We start from the raw sequence: 16741 nt of genomic DNA, 5'->3' as shown, positions 1-16741 counted from the left end.
TAAGTTCGGGTAGTGTTGTTGCAAAACTTACTATAGTAGCACCTAATATTAATTCTGATATGTTTGTTTTTTTACCTATTTCTACGGTACAGTTTATAAATATGTCTGCACCTTTAATAATCAGTATAAATCCTAGTAAAAATAGCAATAATATAATCATTATATCTCCTCCCTATCTTAATAAATATTTAAGTAGGGTTACATTTATGCATAAGCTGTAAAATTATTATTTGAATAATTTTAGAATCTTTTTTTATCAAATTTTATCATTTTAGTTTATATCGTCTATGCATGGGTATATACCTAATATCAAATAATTAATAGTATTTAATAATTCGCAACATATTATCAAATTATTTTATAAATCGACAAAAAACTAAAAGAATGTTGTATACAAAATACCATTTTTATGCTATTATTATATTGTTTAAAAAATATCTAGCTAGATTTTAAAATAAAAATTTTACAAACTAAAATTTAAAACCTGACTTAAAACGAGGAGGCTATCATTATGAATGCATGGCAAGGATTTAAAACTGGTACATGGACTAAAGAAATAGATGTTAGAGGGTTCATCCAAGCAAACTACACTCCATACGAGGGAGATGCGTCTTTCTTAGCAGGAGCTACTGAAAACACTACAAAATTATGGGCTGAAGCTATGAACTTATTCCAAAAGGAAAGAGAAAATGGCGGAACATTAGATGTTGACACTGATACTGTATCTTTAATAGATGCATACGGTGCTGGATATATAAATAAGGATTTAGAAACAATTGTTGGTGTTCAAACTGACGCTCCTTTAAAAAGAGCTGCAATGCCATTTGGTGGAATAAGAATGGTTGAAACTTCTTGTGAAGCTTACGGATATAAATTAAATCCAGAAATAAGTGAAACATTCACTAAATATAGAAAAACTCATAACCAAGGTGTATTCGATGCTTATACTCCTGACATGAGAGCTGCTAGAAGTGCTGGTATAATAACAGGTCTTCCAGATGCTTACGGTAGAGGTAGAATAATAGGTGACTACAGAAGAGTTGCTTTATATGGTGTTGATAAATTAATAGAAGATAAATTAAATCAAAAAGCTTCTTTAGAAGTTAGATGTATAGATGAAGAAATAATAAGATTAAGAGAAGAAATATCTGATCAAATAAAAGCTTTAGAATCATTAAAGAGAATGGCTGCTGCTTACGGACTTGATATATCTAAGCCAGCTACTAATTCAAAAGAAGCTGTTCAATGGTTATACTTCGGATACTTAGGAGCTGTAAAAGATCAAAACGGAGCTGCAATGAGTATAGGTAGAACTTCTACTTTCTTAGATATATACTTCGAAAGAGATTTAGCTGCTGGAACTATAACTGAAGAAGAAGTTCAAGAAATAATGGACCACTTCGTAATGAAATTAAGAATGGTTAGATTCTTAAGAACTCCTGAATACAACGATTTATTCTCTGGAGACCCAACTTGGGTAACTGAGTCTATAGGTGGTATGGGATTAGATGGTAGAACATTAGTTACTAAAAACTCATTCAGAATGTTAAATACTTTATATACTCTTGGAGCATCTCCAGAGCCAAACTTAACAGTATTATGGTCTACTCAATTACCTCAAGGATTCAAAAACTTCTGTTCTAAAGTATCAATAGACACAAGTTCTGTTCAATACGAGAACGATGATTTAATGAAAACTTACTGGGGAGATGACTACGGTATAGCTTGTTGTGTATCTGCAATGAGAATAGGTAAACAAATGCAATTCTTCGGAGCTAGAGTTAACTTAGCTAAAACTTTATTATACGCTATAAATGGTGGTGTTGATGAGAAGAAATTAAAGCAAGTTGGTCCTAAATTCCAACCAATAACTTCTGAATACTTAGACTACGATGAAGTTATGGAAAAATTCGATATGTTTACAGATTGGTTAGCTAACTTATATGTAAATACATTAAACGTAATCCACTACATGCATGATAAGTATTCTTATGAAGCATTAGAAATGGCATTACATGATAGAGACGTATTCAGAACTATGGCTTGTGGTATAGCTGGTTTATCAGTATGTGCTGACTCATTATCTGCTATAAAATACGCTAAAGTTAAAGCTATAAGAAATGAAGCTGGTATAGCTGTTGATTTCGAAACAGAAGGTGAATTCCCAATGTACGGAAACAACGATGATAGAGTTGACTCTATAGCTTGTGAATTAGTTGAAAACTTCATGAACAAAATAAGAAAGAACAAGACTTACAGAAATTCTGTTCATACTCAATCTATATTAACAATAACTTCAAACGTTGTTTATGGTAAGAAAACTGGTAACACTCCAGATGGAAGAAGAGCTGGTCAACCTTTCGCTCCAGGTGCTAACCCAATGCACGGAAGAGATAATAGTGGTGCTTTAGCTTCATTAACTTCAGTTGCTAAATTACCATACGAACATTCTCAAGATGGTATATCTAACACATTCTCTATAGTACCAGGTGCTTTAGGAAAAGATATGTCTGAAAGAGTAAACAACTTAACATCACTTATGGATGGATACTTCTCTCAAGATGCTCATCACTTAAACGTTAACGTATTTGATAAAGCTACTTTAGAAGATGCTATGGAACATCCAGAAAAATATCCTCAATTAACTATAAGAGTTTCAGGATATGCTGTTAACTTCATCAAGTTAACAAGAGAACAACAATTAGACGTTATAAACAGAACATTCCACGGAAAAATGGCTTAATTATAACGACTTAATTCTTACATCAGACAAAAATTAATTATCAAAGTATATATATAGAGTGTAAGTCTCATCAACTTACACTCTCTTTTTTTATATTTTAAATAATCACCTCTACCCTTTTTAATCTCAATTTTAATAAAATTAAATAAGTTATTTTAAATATACTTTTATATTAATTTAGTTACTTTTCAAAGTTTTTTAATTTAATAATTTATACTAAAACTTATTAAATTTAACAGTTTAAAGCTGTAATCTTATGGGTATACTTAAAATTATTAGGAGTTAATTATTTTGTCTATTTTTTATAGACTTTGTCTAAAAAATAGCATATAATTTAAATATAGAAGTACACTGTATACAATATGTAAAATATTAAATAGATATTAATTTTAAATATAAAGCTTACGAGGTGAATGTCATGATCAAAGGAAGAGTTCATTCAATAGAAACATTTGGAACAGTAGATGGTCCTGGAATAAGATACATATTATTTTTACAAGGTTGCCCTTTAAGATGTAAATACTGTCATAATAGAGATACTTGGGATGTTAAATCAGGTAAAGAATATACTACTGATGAAATAATAGCAGATGCATCAAAATACGCTTCATATATGAAGTTTTCTGGTGGTGGTATAACAGTATCTGGTGGTGAAGCTACATTACAACCTGAATTCTTAACTGAATTATTTAAAAAAGCAAAAGCAAATCAAATTCATACATGCTTAGATACTTCAGGATTTGTAAATATAGAAACTATAGATCCAGTATTAGACAATACTGACTTAGTTCTACTTGATTTAAAACATATGATAGACGAAAAATCTAAAGATTTAACTGGTGTAGGAATTGAAAAAGCTATAAAACTAGCTAAACATTTAGATGAAAGAAATATACCAGTTTGGATAAGACATGTTCTTGTTCCTGGAATCACAGATGATACAGAAAACTTAGAAGAATTAGCTAAATTCGTTTCTACACTTAATAATGTAGACAGATTAGAATTACTTCCTTATCATAGCTTAGGAATCCATAAATGGGAAATCATGGGAATAGACTATGAATTAAAAAATGTTCCTGATGCAACTAGCGAAGATATAAAAAAAGCAAGCGATATAATTGCTAAATTTGGAGTTAAAGTATTTAGTAAATCTGCTTAATTTAATTAGCCCTTTATGTAAACTGTTTTTTAATTAAAAAGTTGTTTATAATATATAAATAAAAAATGCTGTTTTAAAATAATATTTTGAGACAGCATTTTTATTTGTATAATTTTTTATTTTTTTAATATCATTATAACTGCTCTACTTCATTTTAAATTATTGTAGAACTTAAATACTGTCCAAATACTACCCCCAATAAACTTAAAGAAATATTTAATATTATATTAATCAAACTCAAAGCGTAATCCCCATTATTAAAAAAACTTATAGTTTCATAGCTAAAAGTTGAAAATGTAGTTAATCCTCCCATTAATCCCGTTGTCAAAAAAAGCTTTAAGTTTTTTGATATAAAATGTGTATTATCACTAATACTCATTATAAGTCCTATTAATATACCCCCTATTATATTTACCATTAATGTTCCATATGGAAATTTCCCTATAACTAATTTTGATGATATCACATATCTTAAAACAGCTCCTATAAATCCACCTATACCAACGTAAAATATATTAAATATACTCACCTCTCTCTTAAACTCTATAAATTAAATTATTAAGTATTATTACAGTTTTTAATTTATTATATTTAATAACATAAATTAATATTCATTTATCTTACACATATTAGATGTTTATATAAATTAAAAAGTAGAGTGTATCCAACTAAGATACACTCTACTTTTTAATTTATATTTATTTTTTAAATATTTTAAATGGCCTTCCAACAGGTAAAAACTCTTTATTAAAATGAGTATTTAAAACTGCTGCTGCTGATCCATAGAATGACGTTATTGCAATTAATAATTCAGAGTATGCTGCTAATTGATGTGTTAAATGCTCTGCAACTCCAAATGTAGTTAATGTTAGTCCAAGGAATAAAAAATCTATAAGTACAAATATAACGAATAATACCTTATGTGTTTCCATTGCTCCAACTGTCATATAAATAGTAAATATTAAATAACCTAAAAATGCAAAAGCTAATTGCTTAGGATCTGCTAGTGATGCTAATTTTTCTCCGAATACACCATTTTGTATTAACCATGTTAATCCCATTGAATACCAGAAAAATGCATATCCTCCGAAAGCTGTTGCTCCAAATGTGTTGTTGTGTTTAAAGTCATTTATAGATGCAAATAACTGAGCTGTCGCACCTAAGAATATCGCCCAAGGTAATACTAATGATACTCCTGAAGTTAACCCTAATTTTTGAGATGATGCTACTAAAGTTATCATAGCTAATCCAAATAATCCTAATGCAGATGGATCTGCTACTACTACTTTTACTTTTTTTTCTTCCATGTCATTCTCCTTTTGGTGTTTATTGTATACAGAATATTTTATCATATTCTAGCAATTTTTTCAATTATTTATGATTTTTTATTAATAATTTCAATTAAATTTTAATTTGTATTTTTAGTAAATAATTTTAATTCTATAATCTAATTTGTATAACTACAAAAGGCTGTTCTAAAATATTTTTTTATTTTAAAACAGCCTTTTCATTTATTTATCTATTAAATTAATTAAAATTCTATATCTTCTACTTCTATGTTATCAATTGCATCTTGTATTAATTTCTCTATATCTAATGCACTTTCAGATTTTTCTATTCTTTCTAATCTTGGTTTTGTTACAGGTTTCTTTGGAGAGAATACACTACAACAATCTTCTTCTGGTAATATAGACGTTTCAAATGTTCCTATTTTTTGAGCTATTTCTATTATTTCCGTTTTATCCATTGCTATAAGAGGTCTAAATACTGGTATACTTACAGATGCATTTGTACAAGTTAAACCTTGTATTGTTTGAGATGCAACTTGTCCTATACTTTCTCCTGTTACTAATGCATCACAATATCTCTTCTCTGCAACCCTCTGAGCTATTTGCATCATAAATCTTCTTGATATTATAGTCGTCTCTTCTTCCTTACATCCTAAACCTATAGCTTTTTGTATTTCTAATATATTAACCTTATGAAGTCTAACTCTACCACAATATTTAGCTATGATTTTTGTTAAATCTCTTACCTTTTCTTGTGACTTTTCACTTGTAAACGGATAACTGTGGAAGTGTATTGCTTCTATTTCCATACCTCTTTTTGCAATCATCCATGATGCTACTGGAGAATCTATTCCCCCTGATAAAAGAGACATTGCTCTACCGTTAGTTCCTAGTGGTAATCCACCATAACCAGCAACTGTATCACTATAAACCATTACATGATTTTCTCTTAATTCACATTTTATTTTAATTTCTGGATTTCTCACATCTACTTTTATTCTATCTTTTACTTGAGATACTAAGTATCCTCCTATATCTAAGCTCATCTCTTGAGAAGTTAATTCAAATGATTTATCTCCTCTTCTAGATTCAACTTTAAAGCTTTTAGCTCCTTCTTCTATTTTTTCCTCTAACATAGCAAGAGCTAATTCTTTTAGTTTTTGATAGTCCTTTTCTGCTCTTACCCCAGGACAAACTCCAACTATACCAAATACTTTTTTAACTTCTTCTATAACTTCTTCATAATCATAATCTTCTAAATCTACATATATTCTTCCATACTCTTTGTACACATTAAGTTTACCCATTGGCTTTAACATATTTTTTATGTTTTTTATAAGCTTATTTTCAAATACATATCTATTTTTTCCTTTTACTCCTATTTCTCCATACTTTACTATTAATATATTATACAAATAATTTCACCTCTTATTTTATTTTTGCCTAGCCCTAATGTATTTTACATTTTGATGCTATTATTATCTTTTTCCTATTATCATTCTTAAATCATTTATTGATTCTTTTAATACATTTATAGTTTCTAACATATCTTCTTCTGTATTCATATCAGATAAACTAAATCTTATAGCTCCTTCAATTTCGTTAGGATTAAGTCCTATAGCATTTAAAACATGACTTCCTTTTTTCTTAGAAGAACAAGCAGATCCTGTAGAAACATAAATTCCTTTTTGTTCTAAATAATGAAGCAATACTTCACCTTTTATTCCAACAAATGAAACATTTAAAATATGACATACACCATCTTCTGGTGAGTTTACTTTTATATTTTCTATATTTTTTGCTATTTCATTTTTAAGTAAATTCTTTAAGTTATTTATTTTTTCTATATTTTTATCTAAGTCTTTATTTATTATCCTTATAGCTTCTCCTAAACCATATATACCAGGTACATTTTCAGTTCCTGATCTTATACCTATTTCTTGACCCCCACCTGTTAATAGAGGCTTTAATCTATTATTTTCTTTAACATACATAAATCCTATTCCCTTTGGACCATGGAATTTATGTGAACTAACACTCATAAAATCTATATTGTATCTAGATGGTCTAAAATTAATTTTTGTATATGATTGAACTGCATCTACATGTAAATAAACTTTTTCATCTAAAGACTTTAGATATTTACCTATCTTATCTATAGGTTGTATACTTCCTATCTCATTGTTAACGTGCATTATAGTAACTAAACAAGTAGTTGGTCTAAGAGCACTTTTAAATTCTTCTAAATTTATTTTACCTGTTTCATCAACCTTTAAATATGTAACTTCAAATCCATCGCTTTCTAAATCTTTAAGAGTATTTAAAACTGATGGATGTTCTATATTTGTTGTAATTATATGATTTTTTCTTTTTTTGTGTAAATTTGCTACACCTCTTATTACAGTGTTATTTGACTCCGTACCTCCAGAAGTAAAGTATATTTCTTTTTCCTTCGCTCCTATAGATCTAGCTATATCTTGTCTTATTGCTTTTATATTTTTTTCAACCTCAATACCTTTTCTATGTAATGAAGATGGATTAGCATAATCTGTTGTAAGTGCACAGATCATTTTATCTACGACTTCTTTATATGGCTTAGTTGTGGCACTATTGTCTAAATATATATCCATATACTACACCCACTTTCTATATTTAATGCATTCTATAATTTTTATTTTTACCAATTTAATAAGTTAATTGTCAACTATACAGTAAAAAAAGAAATCTATTAGATTTCTTTTAGGAAAATTTACAAACTTATATCTTTTTATTATACCATTAATTTTTTTATTTTTTAATATATTATACTTTTTAATACATAAAAAATTACTCTAATTACTTTTTTATTTTAATATATACTTTAATTTATATAAATTTTACTATAATAATTCTTGAAAAACTTTATTTTTTGTTAAATACATTATATTTTAGCCATAAAATTTATTTTTTAGACATTTATTTTATTTTTTTTAAAAAAAGTATTGCCTTTTGTGTCGAATTTTGTTATTATTAATACATGGTTATCCCCCTGATAACCTTAATTAAAATCTCTATTCCCAATACCCCTTTTGAACGGATAGACTTTATATCCATTTGAAAATTTGTTAAGTTGACAACGGAAGTTAGCTTAACAGAAAAAAAAGAGCTTCCCCGAGCTCTTTTTTTTTATATTTTTTTTGATATAATTTAAGTAGAACATAATACTGATTCTTATATTTTTAAGAGGTGAAAAAATGACAATAAAAAAACAGAAAGTTGCTATAGTCTTTACTGGTGGTACTATCTCTATGACAGTAGATGAAAAAGTTGGAGCTGCAATACCTACTTTATCAGGAGAACAAATAATGTCTATGGTTACTAACATAGATAAAGTTGCTGATGTTGAAATTTTTAACTTTGATGAAATACCTGGCCCACACATTACTCCTGAAAGAATGATGGAATTAAAACATTATATAAATAACTTACTTAATAGACAAGATATTTGTGGCGTAGTTGTTACTCACGGCACTGATAGTTTAGAAGAAACTGCTTACTTCTTAGATTTAACTATTGACAACCCTAAACCAGTTATAGTTACTGGAGCTATGAGAAGTAGTTCTGAACTTGGATATGATGGTCCTAGTAATTTATCTTCAGCTGTTTGTACAGCTATATCTAAAAAAGCTATTAACAAAGGTGTTTTAATAGTATTAAATAACGAAGTTATGCTCGCTTCTGAGTCTACTAAAACAAATACACTTGCTTTAAATACATTCCAATCTGTATCTGGAGGTCCTTTAGGTATAATAGATTGTAATGAGCTTGTTTTATTTAAAAATCTAGCAAAAAGAACAATTATCGATACTGATATAGTTGAACCTAAAGTTGCTTTATTTAAATCAGGAATTGGGATGGACGAAACTTTTATTAAATTTGCTGCTGATAATGGATATCGAGGTATAGTTATAGAAGCAATGGGTAGAGGTAATATACCTCCTAACATGTTTAACGGTGTTAAATATGCCAGAGAAAAAAATATACCTGTTGTTGTTGTTTCTAGATGCCATTCTGGTAGAGTTTTTGATAGCTACGGATATTTAGGTTCTGGAAGAGATTTAAGAAATATAGGATGTATATTTGGAGATGACCTTCCTGGTCAAAAGGCAAGAATTAAACTTATGCTTGCTTTAGGAAAAACTAATGATTTAGATGTAATTAAAGATTTCTTTGAAAAAGGAATCTATTATTAAATTTTATATCCTAACCTACCGCTTGGGATGAATATAAACTTATATTTCATCCCTTCGCTAGGTTATTTAACTAAATATAAATACTTTAGTAATATAATAATTTATTTATAAATCATAATTTATCAATCATATTTTTCTTAAAACAGACTTTATAGTCTAGTGTTCTTTCTCCATCTCTAAATTTAACTTTTATAGAGCTTCCTTCCTTTTGAACTATAGTACCTTCTTTAAACTTCTTATGATAAATCTTATCACCTATAGTTATGGAGTCTATTTCTTCCTTAGTTGGCGCTTTAATATCATCTATAAATCTTGACTTAGACGCTTTTTTACCATATTTACTTGATGGAGAACTTATATATAAATTTTCCTCTGCTCTTGTAATTGCTACATACATTAATCTTCTTTCTTCTTCTATCTGGTCTTTTTTCTTTTCCTCATTGTCCATATCATAAGACTTTTCATGTGGTACAGTACCTTCATTTACTCCTATTATATATACATTTTTAAACTCTAATCCTTTTGCACTATGCATAGTAGTAAATATTACTCCATCTGAATTTTTATTATTTTTATTTTCAACTATTTCTGATTTTACTCTTTCTATATGATTAAGATATTCTTCTATAGTTTTAAATTTAGTTGCTGAACTTTCTAATTCATTTAAAATTTCTACTAATCCATTTGACTTAATTTTTCTATTAGCACAATAATCCAATATATATCTATCATAATCAAGTGTAGATCTTATGTAAGATATGGCATTTTTAGGATTTAAAGATTTTATGTAACTTAAATCTATTTCTAAATCATTAATTGTTTTTACTTGTTTTGGATGTAAGTTGCACTTATTTATTAATGCATCTATAAAGTCTTTTTCTTCTTTTACCATATTTATGCTATCCCTTGAAATATATCTAAATGGCTTATTTATAATTCTTACCCAATCTTTATTAGACTTAATATTATTACCTAATCTTAAATAAGATAATATATCTTGCGAAGCCCAGTGGTCATATATAGTTATTACTGAATCCTTTATTACAAAAGGTATCCTCATATCCATAAATACATCTACTAATGCTCTTGATTGTATATTAGTTCTATAAATAACAGCAAAATCTGTGTACTCTACATAATCTTTTTTTATCTCTTCTAAAATTTCTTTTGCTATAAATACAGCTTCTTCTTCAGAATTTTCTGGTGAAATATAATTTACATTAGCTCCTTTTCCTTGGCAGCATTTAATTACTTTTTCATATCTATTTTCATTCTTTTCTATTAATCTATTAGCAACGTCAATTATTTCTCCTTTCGACCTATAATTTATATCAAGTAAAATCTTTTTAGTGTCTCCAAAGTATTCTTCAAATTCTAATAAAAAATCTGGTCTAGAGCCTCTAAATCCATATATACTTTGGTCTTCATCTCCTACTACAAATATATTATTATTTATATTTGAAATTAATTTTATAACTTCAAATTGTACTTTATTTATATCCTGAAATTCATCTACAAGTATATATTTATATACATTCCTTACTAAATCAAGTGCTTGTCTATTATTTTGTAATAAATAATATGTCTTTATTAACATATCATCAAAATCTATTTTATTAACTTGACTTTTATGTTCTTCATACATATTATATACTTTTATAAATTCATCTTTCGTTAAAATCTCAGATGTAAAGTCTTGCTTATCCATAAGTTCATTTTTAACATAAGAAATTTCATTTATAACTTGACCTATCACTTCATCATCTTCTGCATTTTCTACATTTAGACTTTTAAGTATTGCTCTGATTGTCATTCTCTTTGACTTTTCATCAAAAATACTATCTAAATTATATCTTTCAAAATGTCTTAGTATTCTATAAAATACAGAGTGAAATGTTCCATATGTAACCTTATTCATTCTATGGTCTTTTGTCAAACTAAGTGCTCTATTTTTCATTTCCATAGAAGATGCTTTAGTAAAACTTATTGCCAATATACTACTTGGTTTTATGTTATAATTTACTACCATATTAGCTATTCTATATGTTATAACTCTAGTTTTTCCAGACCCTGGTCCTGCTAAAACCATACAAGGCCCATCCAAATGATTTACAGCTTCTTTTTGATTTATATTTAATTCATCTATATTAATGATAATCCACCACCTTGAAGTGTTATTTATTTAATGTTACTATCGTATTACTACAAAACTATTATAATATATAATCTACAAAAGGAGAAATTTTATGGAAGTTATTACAAAGGTGCTGGATGAATTTATAATCATTCCTCCTAATCATTTTGTTTTTGATATAGAAACTACAGGTCTTAGTCCTAAATACTGCAAAGTTATTTTAATAGGTGTTCTTTTTAACAAAGATAATAAAACAATAATAAAACAATTTTTTGCGCAATCTGAAGATGATGAAAAAGAACTTCTATTAGAATTTGTAGATGCTATTAATAAATTTAAAAATCACGTAACATTTAATGGAATTACTTTTGATATACCTTTTTTAAATTTTAGGTTCAAAAAACATAGTATTAATTTTTCTTTAGATAAACTTAATGACATAGATATATTAAGACTTATTAAACCCTATAAAGAAAAACTTTCTCTATCTGATTGTAAGCTAAAAACGATAGAAAAATACATTGGAATAAATAGAAATGATACTATTTCAGGAAAAGAAAGTGTACAAATGTATAAAGATTTCGTTAATAATAATTCTAAAGAACTAAAATATAAGATATTACTTCATAATTATGAAGATGTTTATTACTTAGCACATTTATTTAAAATCAAAAATATTTTAGAAGATAAATTAGATCTCTTACATATAAAAACTAATACTTTGGACTTAAAAATAATTCCTATATATTATAAAATAACAAGTTCAAAACTAACACTTAAATATAAAGTTTTTTCAGGTGAAATAACTTCAATAAATATATATAATGAAAAATATACTATTACATCTGAAAAAGACTACATCTACTTAGATTTATCAATTAACAAGGGTGTTGATGAAAAAAATAACACTATATTATTTTACAAAATATCAAAACTAATACCTTTAAAGTATAACGATTTAGTACTTGAAGACAATATACATTCATTATGTAACTTTTTAATTCAAAAAGAATTAAAAAAAACTATTTAGCGTAAATTTCAAAAATTAATCTTAAAAATTTCACACTAGATAGCTTCTCTTACTATCAACTACTACTCATTGATAGTAAATCATCTAATACATTTGGAGATTCATCTTGACTAGTAATAATTGTCATATAATCTCCTTCTATTATTTGTGTATTACCTTTTGCTATTATTTCTTTATCTCCTCTTATAATAGAAACTACTAAACAGTTTTTAGGCCACATTATATCTTTTATAAATTTACCATCAAGTTCACTATTCATATGAACAGCAACTTCTAATAAAGTTTTTTTATTAGGACTACCTTCATATTTATTAGTTCCTTTTTCCAACAATTTTTCTAATAAGCTTTCATATATTGGTTTTGATTTTAATATATCAGATACTAATTGTGCAACTACAACTACTATAGAAAGTGATAATAAATGGTCTAGAGAACCTGTCATTTCAGATATTAGTATAATACCAGTTATAGGTGCCTTCACTATCGCTGCAAAATGAGCTGCCATAGCTAATACAACAAAGTTCATTATATATGTATCTGGTATCCCTAAATATTTTACAGCTACTATACCAACTACATTTCCTACTAATGCTCCAAGTACAAGTAATGGGAAAAATATTCCACCTGGAACACCTGATCCAAAACTAATAAATGTAAATAAAAATTTTACAATAATAAATGTAAGTAATATAGTAATTGTAAAATCACCTTCCTTCAGACTCATTATAAGTCCATGTCCTCCACCTAGTAAAATAGGTGCTATTAGTCCGACCATTCCACACATTATAAATGGTATTATTATTTTTGACTCTATGCTTAACTTACTATTTTTAAATATACTTTGTGTTTTTAATATTCCCTTATTAAAAATGACTCCACTTACACCTATTACTATGCCTAAAATAATTAGTGCCCAATAATATTTAAGTGGTAAAACATCTAACTTAGAAAATTGTAATGATGGTATTAGACCAAAGAATTGTTTTGACACAAAATCTGCTGTTAATGATGCTATCATTGCTGATAATAATATTAGCGGTGAAAAGTTCTTATGAGTTTCTTCTAGAGCAAACATAACACCTGATAAAGGTGCATTAAATGCAGCTGATAGACCAGCACTCGCTCCACTTGTAATTAAATATTTTTCCTCATTTTCTAATTTATTAAGTTTTTTAGATACGCCTTCTCCTATACAAGCACCCATTTGTACTGAAGGACCTTCTCTTCCTACAGATAAGCCTGCACCTAAACAAATAAGTCCACCTATGAATTTATAAAATAATACCTTAAACCAGTTCATCTTTAAGCGTCTAGTTAATATTCCCTCAACCTGAGGTATTCCACTTCCACCTATCATAGGCTCTGCTTTAACACATTTGCCTACAAAATAACCTAGCATTATAAGTATCATAAATATAAATGGAATGAAAAATAAATTATCACTACTTTTTGAATATAAATTTATAAATATTGTAGATAATTTTGATGCAATAGTTCTATGTAAAACTATTGTAATTCCTACAATAATTCCTACTAACAAAGAGTCATATACCAATTTATATTTTAGCCCTTGACCCCTTTTTAGAATATTAAATGCTCTCTCTCTACTATTTTTCATCTTCTTCCTCCTTTTTAATGCTAATTTCATTTTAACGAAAAATAGTAAAAATAACAACTAATGCTAAGTTTTAAAATAGCCTCTTAACCATAAAGTATCTCTTAATTACTTTAAATTCACTTATATACTAAATGTAATTACAGAGTCTAGCAGTTTTTTTGCATATTCATTTTTTACATTTATTAAGTTTTCTTTCTCTATCTCTTCTACAATTTTTCCTTTGTATAAAAATAATACTTTATCACATAAATTTGCTACTGCTTGTAAATCATGCGCTATAAATAAATAGGTCATATCTAAATCTCTTTTTAATTCCTTTAGTAAATTTAATATTTGTGCTTGTATTGATACATCTAAAGAACTTATAGCTTCATCTAATACCATAAATTTCGGTTTTGTTGAAATTGCTCTAGCTATACAGACTCTTTGTAGTTGACCCCCACTTAATTCATGTGGATATTTGTCCATTAAAGAATTAGAAAGTCCTACTTTTTTTAATAGTTCTTCAACTCCTTTATTTATTTGTTCCGTTTTACCCATTGCAATAAGTGACTCGGATATAACTTCCTTTACTTTAAATCTAGGATTTGCTGATGATGTATAATCTTGAAATACAACACTAATTTTTCCTCTATTTTCCTTTATCCACTTATTTATACTTTTTCCTTGTATATTTATAATCCCTTTATCTGGTTTTTCTAAACCTAATATTAATCTACTAAGTGTACTTTTTCCACTTCCACTTTCTCCTATTAGACCTACACATTCTCCTTCTTCTATAAAAAATTCTATCCCTTGTAACACATCTAGCTTATTCTTCTTACTTTTTCCTACTTTCGAATAACTTTTATAAATATTTTTTACTTCTAGCATTATACTACTTCCTCCATAGTCATTGATTTTCGGAATTCTTCTGTAAGGTCTAATCTTGTATTAATTAAATATCTTGTATATTCATGACTAGGTTTTTTTAAAACATCTTTAGCATCACCATATTCAACACTCTTTCCGTCCTTCATAACCAAAATTTTTTGAGCTAAATGTTTTATGACACCTAAATCATGAGATATTAAAATTACAGATGTCCCTGTTATTTCTCTAAGATACTTAAATTGTTCTACTACCTCTTTTTGATTTATACAATCAAGTGCTGTTGTCGGTTCATCAGCAATTATTATATCTGGTTTCATACTCATAGCAATTGCTATCATACATCTTTGTAGCATCCCTCCTGAAAGCTGATGAGCATATTTTTTTATTACTTGCTCTGGTTCTCTTATACTCATTTTATCTAATGCTTCTATTGCTATATCTTTTGCTTTTGGTTTTGAAACATTTGTATTTTCACATATTGTTTCAATCATTTGATACCCAATTGTATAAAGAGAATCAAATGATGACATCACATCTTGTAAAATCATACAGACTTGTTTTCCTCTAATTTTCCTCATAACATTTCCCTTTGCCTTTAATAAATCTATCTCTCTAAACTTAGCACTTCCTGTTACCTCTAAATTGGAGTTTATAAGACCAAGTATTGCTTTTGTTGTTATAGACTTTCCACTTCCGCTTTCACCTACAATGCCTAGACATGTATTTGATTCAAGTTCAAAACTTACATTACTTACTATTTCTTCATTATTTTTTATATCTGTTATACAAAGATTTTTAACTTCTAATAGTTTCACTACCTAGACACCACCTTTATTTTTACATTCTTTTTAGGATTAAGTGCTTCTTGTAAGCTATCTCCCAAGAAATTAAATACTGCAACAATTATAAGTATTGATAGCCCTGGTGCTAGCATTTGCATTGGGTACATAGTCATAATATTTTTCGCTTCATTAAGCATCATTCCCCACTCAGGAGTTGGCGCTTGAACCCCTAATCCTAAAAATGATAAAGCCGAAATATTTAATATAACATGACCCATATCAAGAGTTGCAAGTACCACTATTTCACCAACCGCTCCAGGTATTAAATGTTTTTTTATGATATGCCAAGTACTGCATCCTGACACCTTAGCAAATTTTATATAATTTTTATCAGTATATTGAATAATAATTGATTTAATCATACGAGTATACCATGCCCACTTAGCTATTATATTAGCTATTATTACATTAAAAAGACCTGGACCTAATGCTCCTACTATTGCAAGTATCATGACTTCACTAGGAAAAGATAACATGATATCACATATTCTCATAATTAATTCATCTGCCCATCCTCTAAAAAATCCTGCTAGTATACCTAAAATCGTGCCTATCATAATAGTAAAAAACATAGCTACTAGTGATAATATTACCGTTGCTCTAGTTCCATATAATAATCTAGAAAACACACATCTTCCAAGTTGGTCTGTCCCAAATGGATACTGAAAGCTCATTAACATAAATTTGTTTTTTACATTTACTTCTATTGGATCATTCGGTGATATTATAGGTGCTAAAATACCCCCTAACAATATTACAAATAAAATTAACATACATATAATAGCTAGTTTATCCTTTTTTAAATTCTTCCAAAACGTCAT

Annotated in this window: 13 protein-coding genes and 1 pseudogene; 4 read left to right on the top strand and 10 right to left on the bottom strand. The window is 27.7% G+C overall.

Translation table 11 applies throughout. From position 1 onward, the window contains the following. Positions 1-160 (bottom strand): annotated as a pseudogene (locus tag CHF27_RS14685) (calcium/sodium antiporter); the annotation flags it as partial. Positions 161-511: 351 nt separating this feature from the next. On the opposite strand from CHF27_RS14685, the gene pflB reads away from it, so the two are divergent. Both pflB and pflA read left to right on the top strand, forming a co-directional pair. After that, on the top strand, positions 512-2743 hold the full coding sequence (gene pflB / locus CHF27_RS05000) for a formate C-acetyltransferase (protein ID WP_115975964.1): 2232 nt from the start codon (positions 512-514) through the stop codon (positions 2741-2743). Between the two features lie 418 nt (positions 2744-3161). Then, entirely contained in the window at positions 3162-3902 is a 741-nt protein-coding gene (gene pflA / locus CHF27_RS04995) for a pyruvate formate-lyase-activating protein (RefSeq protein WP_095406651.1), read from the top strand. Between the two features lie 154 nt (positions 3903-4056). On the opposite strand, the gene crcB is transcribed toward pflA, so the two are convergent. The 4 genes from crcB to CHF27_RS04975 all read right to left on the bottom strand — a co-directional run bounded on the left by crcB (position 4057) and on the right by CHF27_RS04975 (position 7821). Then, positions 4057-4431 (bottom strand): fluoride efflux transporter CrcB, encoded by a 375-nt coding sequence (gene crcB, locus CHF27_RS04990; protein WP_330409748.1) that lies wholly within the window; start codon positions 4429-4431, stop codon positions 4057-4059. A gap of 169 nt (positions 4432-4600) precedes the next feature. Next, entirely contained in the window at positions 4601-5209 is a 609-nt protein-coding gene (locus CHF27_RS04985; protein ID WP_095406652.1) for an acetate uptake transporter, read from the bottom strand. Positions 5210-5433: 224 nt separating this feature from the next. After that, complete coding sequence (thiI, locus tag CHF27_RS04980; protein ID WP_095406653.1) at positions 5434-6606, bottom strand: tRNA uracil 4-sulfurtransferase ThiI; 1173 nt, start codon at positions 6604-6606, stop codon at positions 5434-5436. Between the two features lie 63 nt (positions 6607-6669). Then, the gene (locus CHF27_RS04975) at positions 6670-7821 is read right to left on the bottom strand and encodes a cysteine desulfurase family protein (protein WP_095406654.1); all 1152 of its coding nucleotides are present in this window, start codon (positions 7819-7821) and stop codon (positions 6670-6672) included. A 603-nt stretch (positions 7822-8424) separates the two neighbouring features. On the opposite strand from CHF27_RS04975, the gene CHF27_RS04970 reads away from it, so the two are divergent. Beyond that, entirely contained in the window at positions 8425-9423 is a 999-nt protein-coding gene (locus CHF27_RS04970) for an asparaginase (RefSeq protein ID WP_095406655.1), read from the top strand. Between the two features lie 112 nt (positions 9424-9535). On the opposite strand, the gene CHF27_RS04965 is transcribed toward CHF27_RS04970, so the two are convergent. Beyond that, positions 9536-11578: an ATP-dependent helicase gene (locus CHF27_RS04965; RefSeq protein ID WP_095406656.1), complete on the bottom strand. Its 2043-nt coding sequence runs from the start codon at positions 11576-11578 to the stop codon at positions 9536-9538. 91 nt (positions 11579-11669) lie between these two features. On the opposite strand from CHF27_RS04965, the gene CHF27_RS04960 reads away from it, so the two are divergent. Further along, positions 11670-12587, top strand: coding sequence for a ribonuclease H-like domain-containing protein (locus CHF27_RS04960; RefSeq protein WP_095406657.1), 918 nt, complete (start codon positions 11670-11672; stop codon positions 12585-12587). Positions 12588-12642: 55 nt separating this feature from the next. Here CHF27_RS04960 and CHF27_RS04955 read toward each other — a convergent pair whose 3' ends face one another. From CHF27_RS04955 to opp1C, 4 genes are all read right to left on the bottom strand, one after another. Further along, on the bottom strand, positions 12643-14205 hold the full coding sequence (locus tag CHF27_RS04955; protein ID WP_095406658.1) for a ClC family H(+)/Cl(-) exchange transporter: 1563 nt from the start codon (positions 14203-14205) through the stop codon (positions 12643-12645). A 120-nt stretch (positions 14206-14325) separates the two neighbouring features. Next, complete coding sequence (locus CHF27_RS04950) at positions 14326-15078, bottom strand: ABC transporter ATP-binding protein (RefSeq protein WP_095406659.1); 753 nt, start codon at positions 15076-15078, stop codon at positions 14326-14328. Beyond that, the gene (locus CHF27_RS04945) at positions 15078-15893 is read right to left on the bottom strand and encodes an ABC transporter ATP-binding protein (protein WP_095406660.1); all 816 of its coding nucleotides are present in this window, start codon (positions 15891-15893) and stop codon (positions 15078-15080) included. Before CHF27_RS04945 ends, CHF27_RS04950 begins: the two co-directional genes overlap by 1 nt. Next, positions 15893-16741 (bottom strand): nickel/cobalt ABC transporter permease, encoded by an 849-nt coding sequence (opp1C, locus tag CHF27_RS04940; RefSeq protein ID WP_095406661.1) that lies wholly within the window; start codon positions 16739-16741, stop codon positions 15893-15895. Before opp1C ends, CHF27_RS04945 begins: the two co-directional genes overlap by 1 nt.

The organism is Romboutsia maritimum (assembly GCF_002251085.2).
GTDB classification, from domain to species: domain Bacteria; phylum Bacillota; class Clostridia; order Peptostreptococcales; family Peptostreptococcaceae; genus Romboutsia_B; species Romboutsia_B maritimum.
Note: the sequence above shows the minus strand (reverse complement) of the source record. Positions and strands in the feature narration are given on the sequence as shown.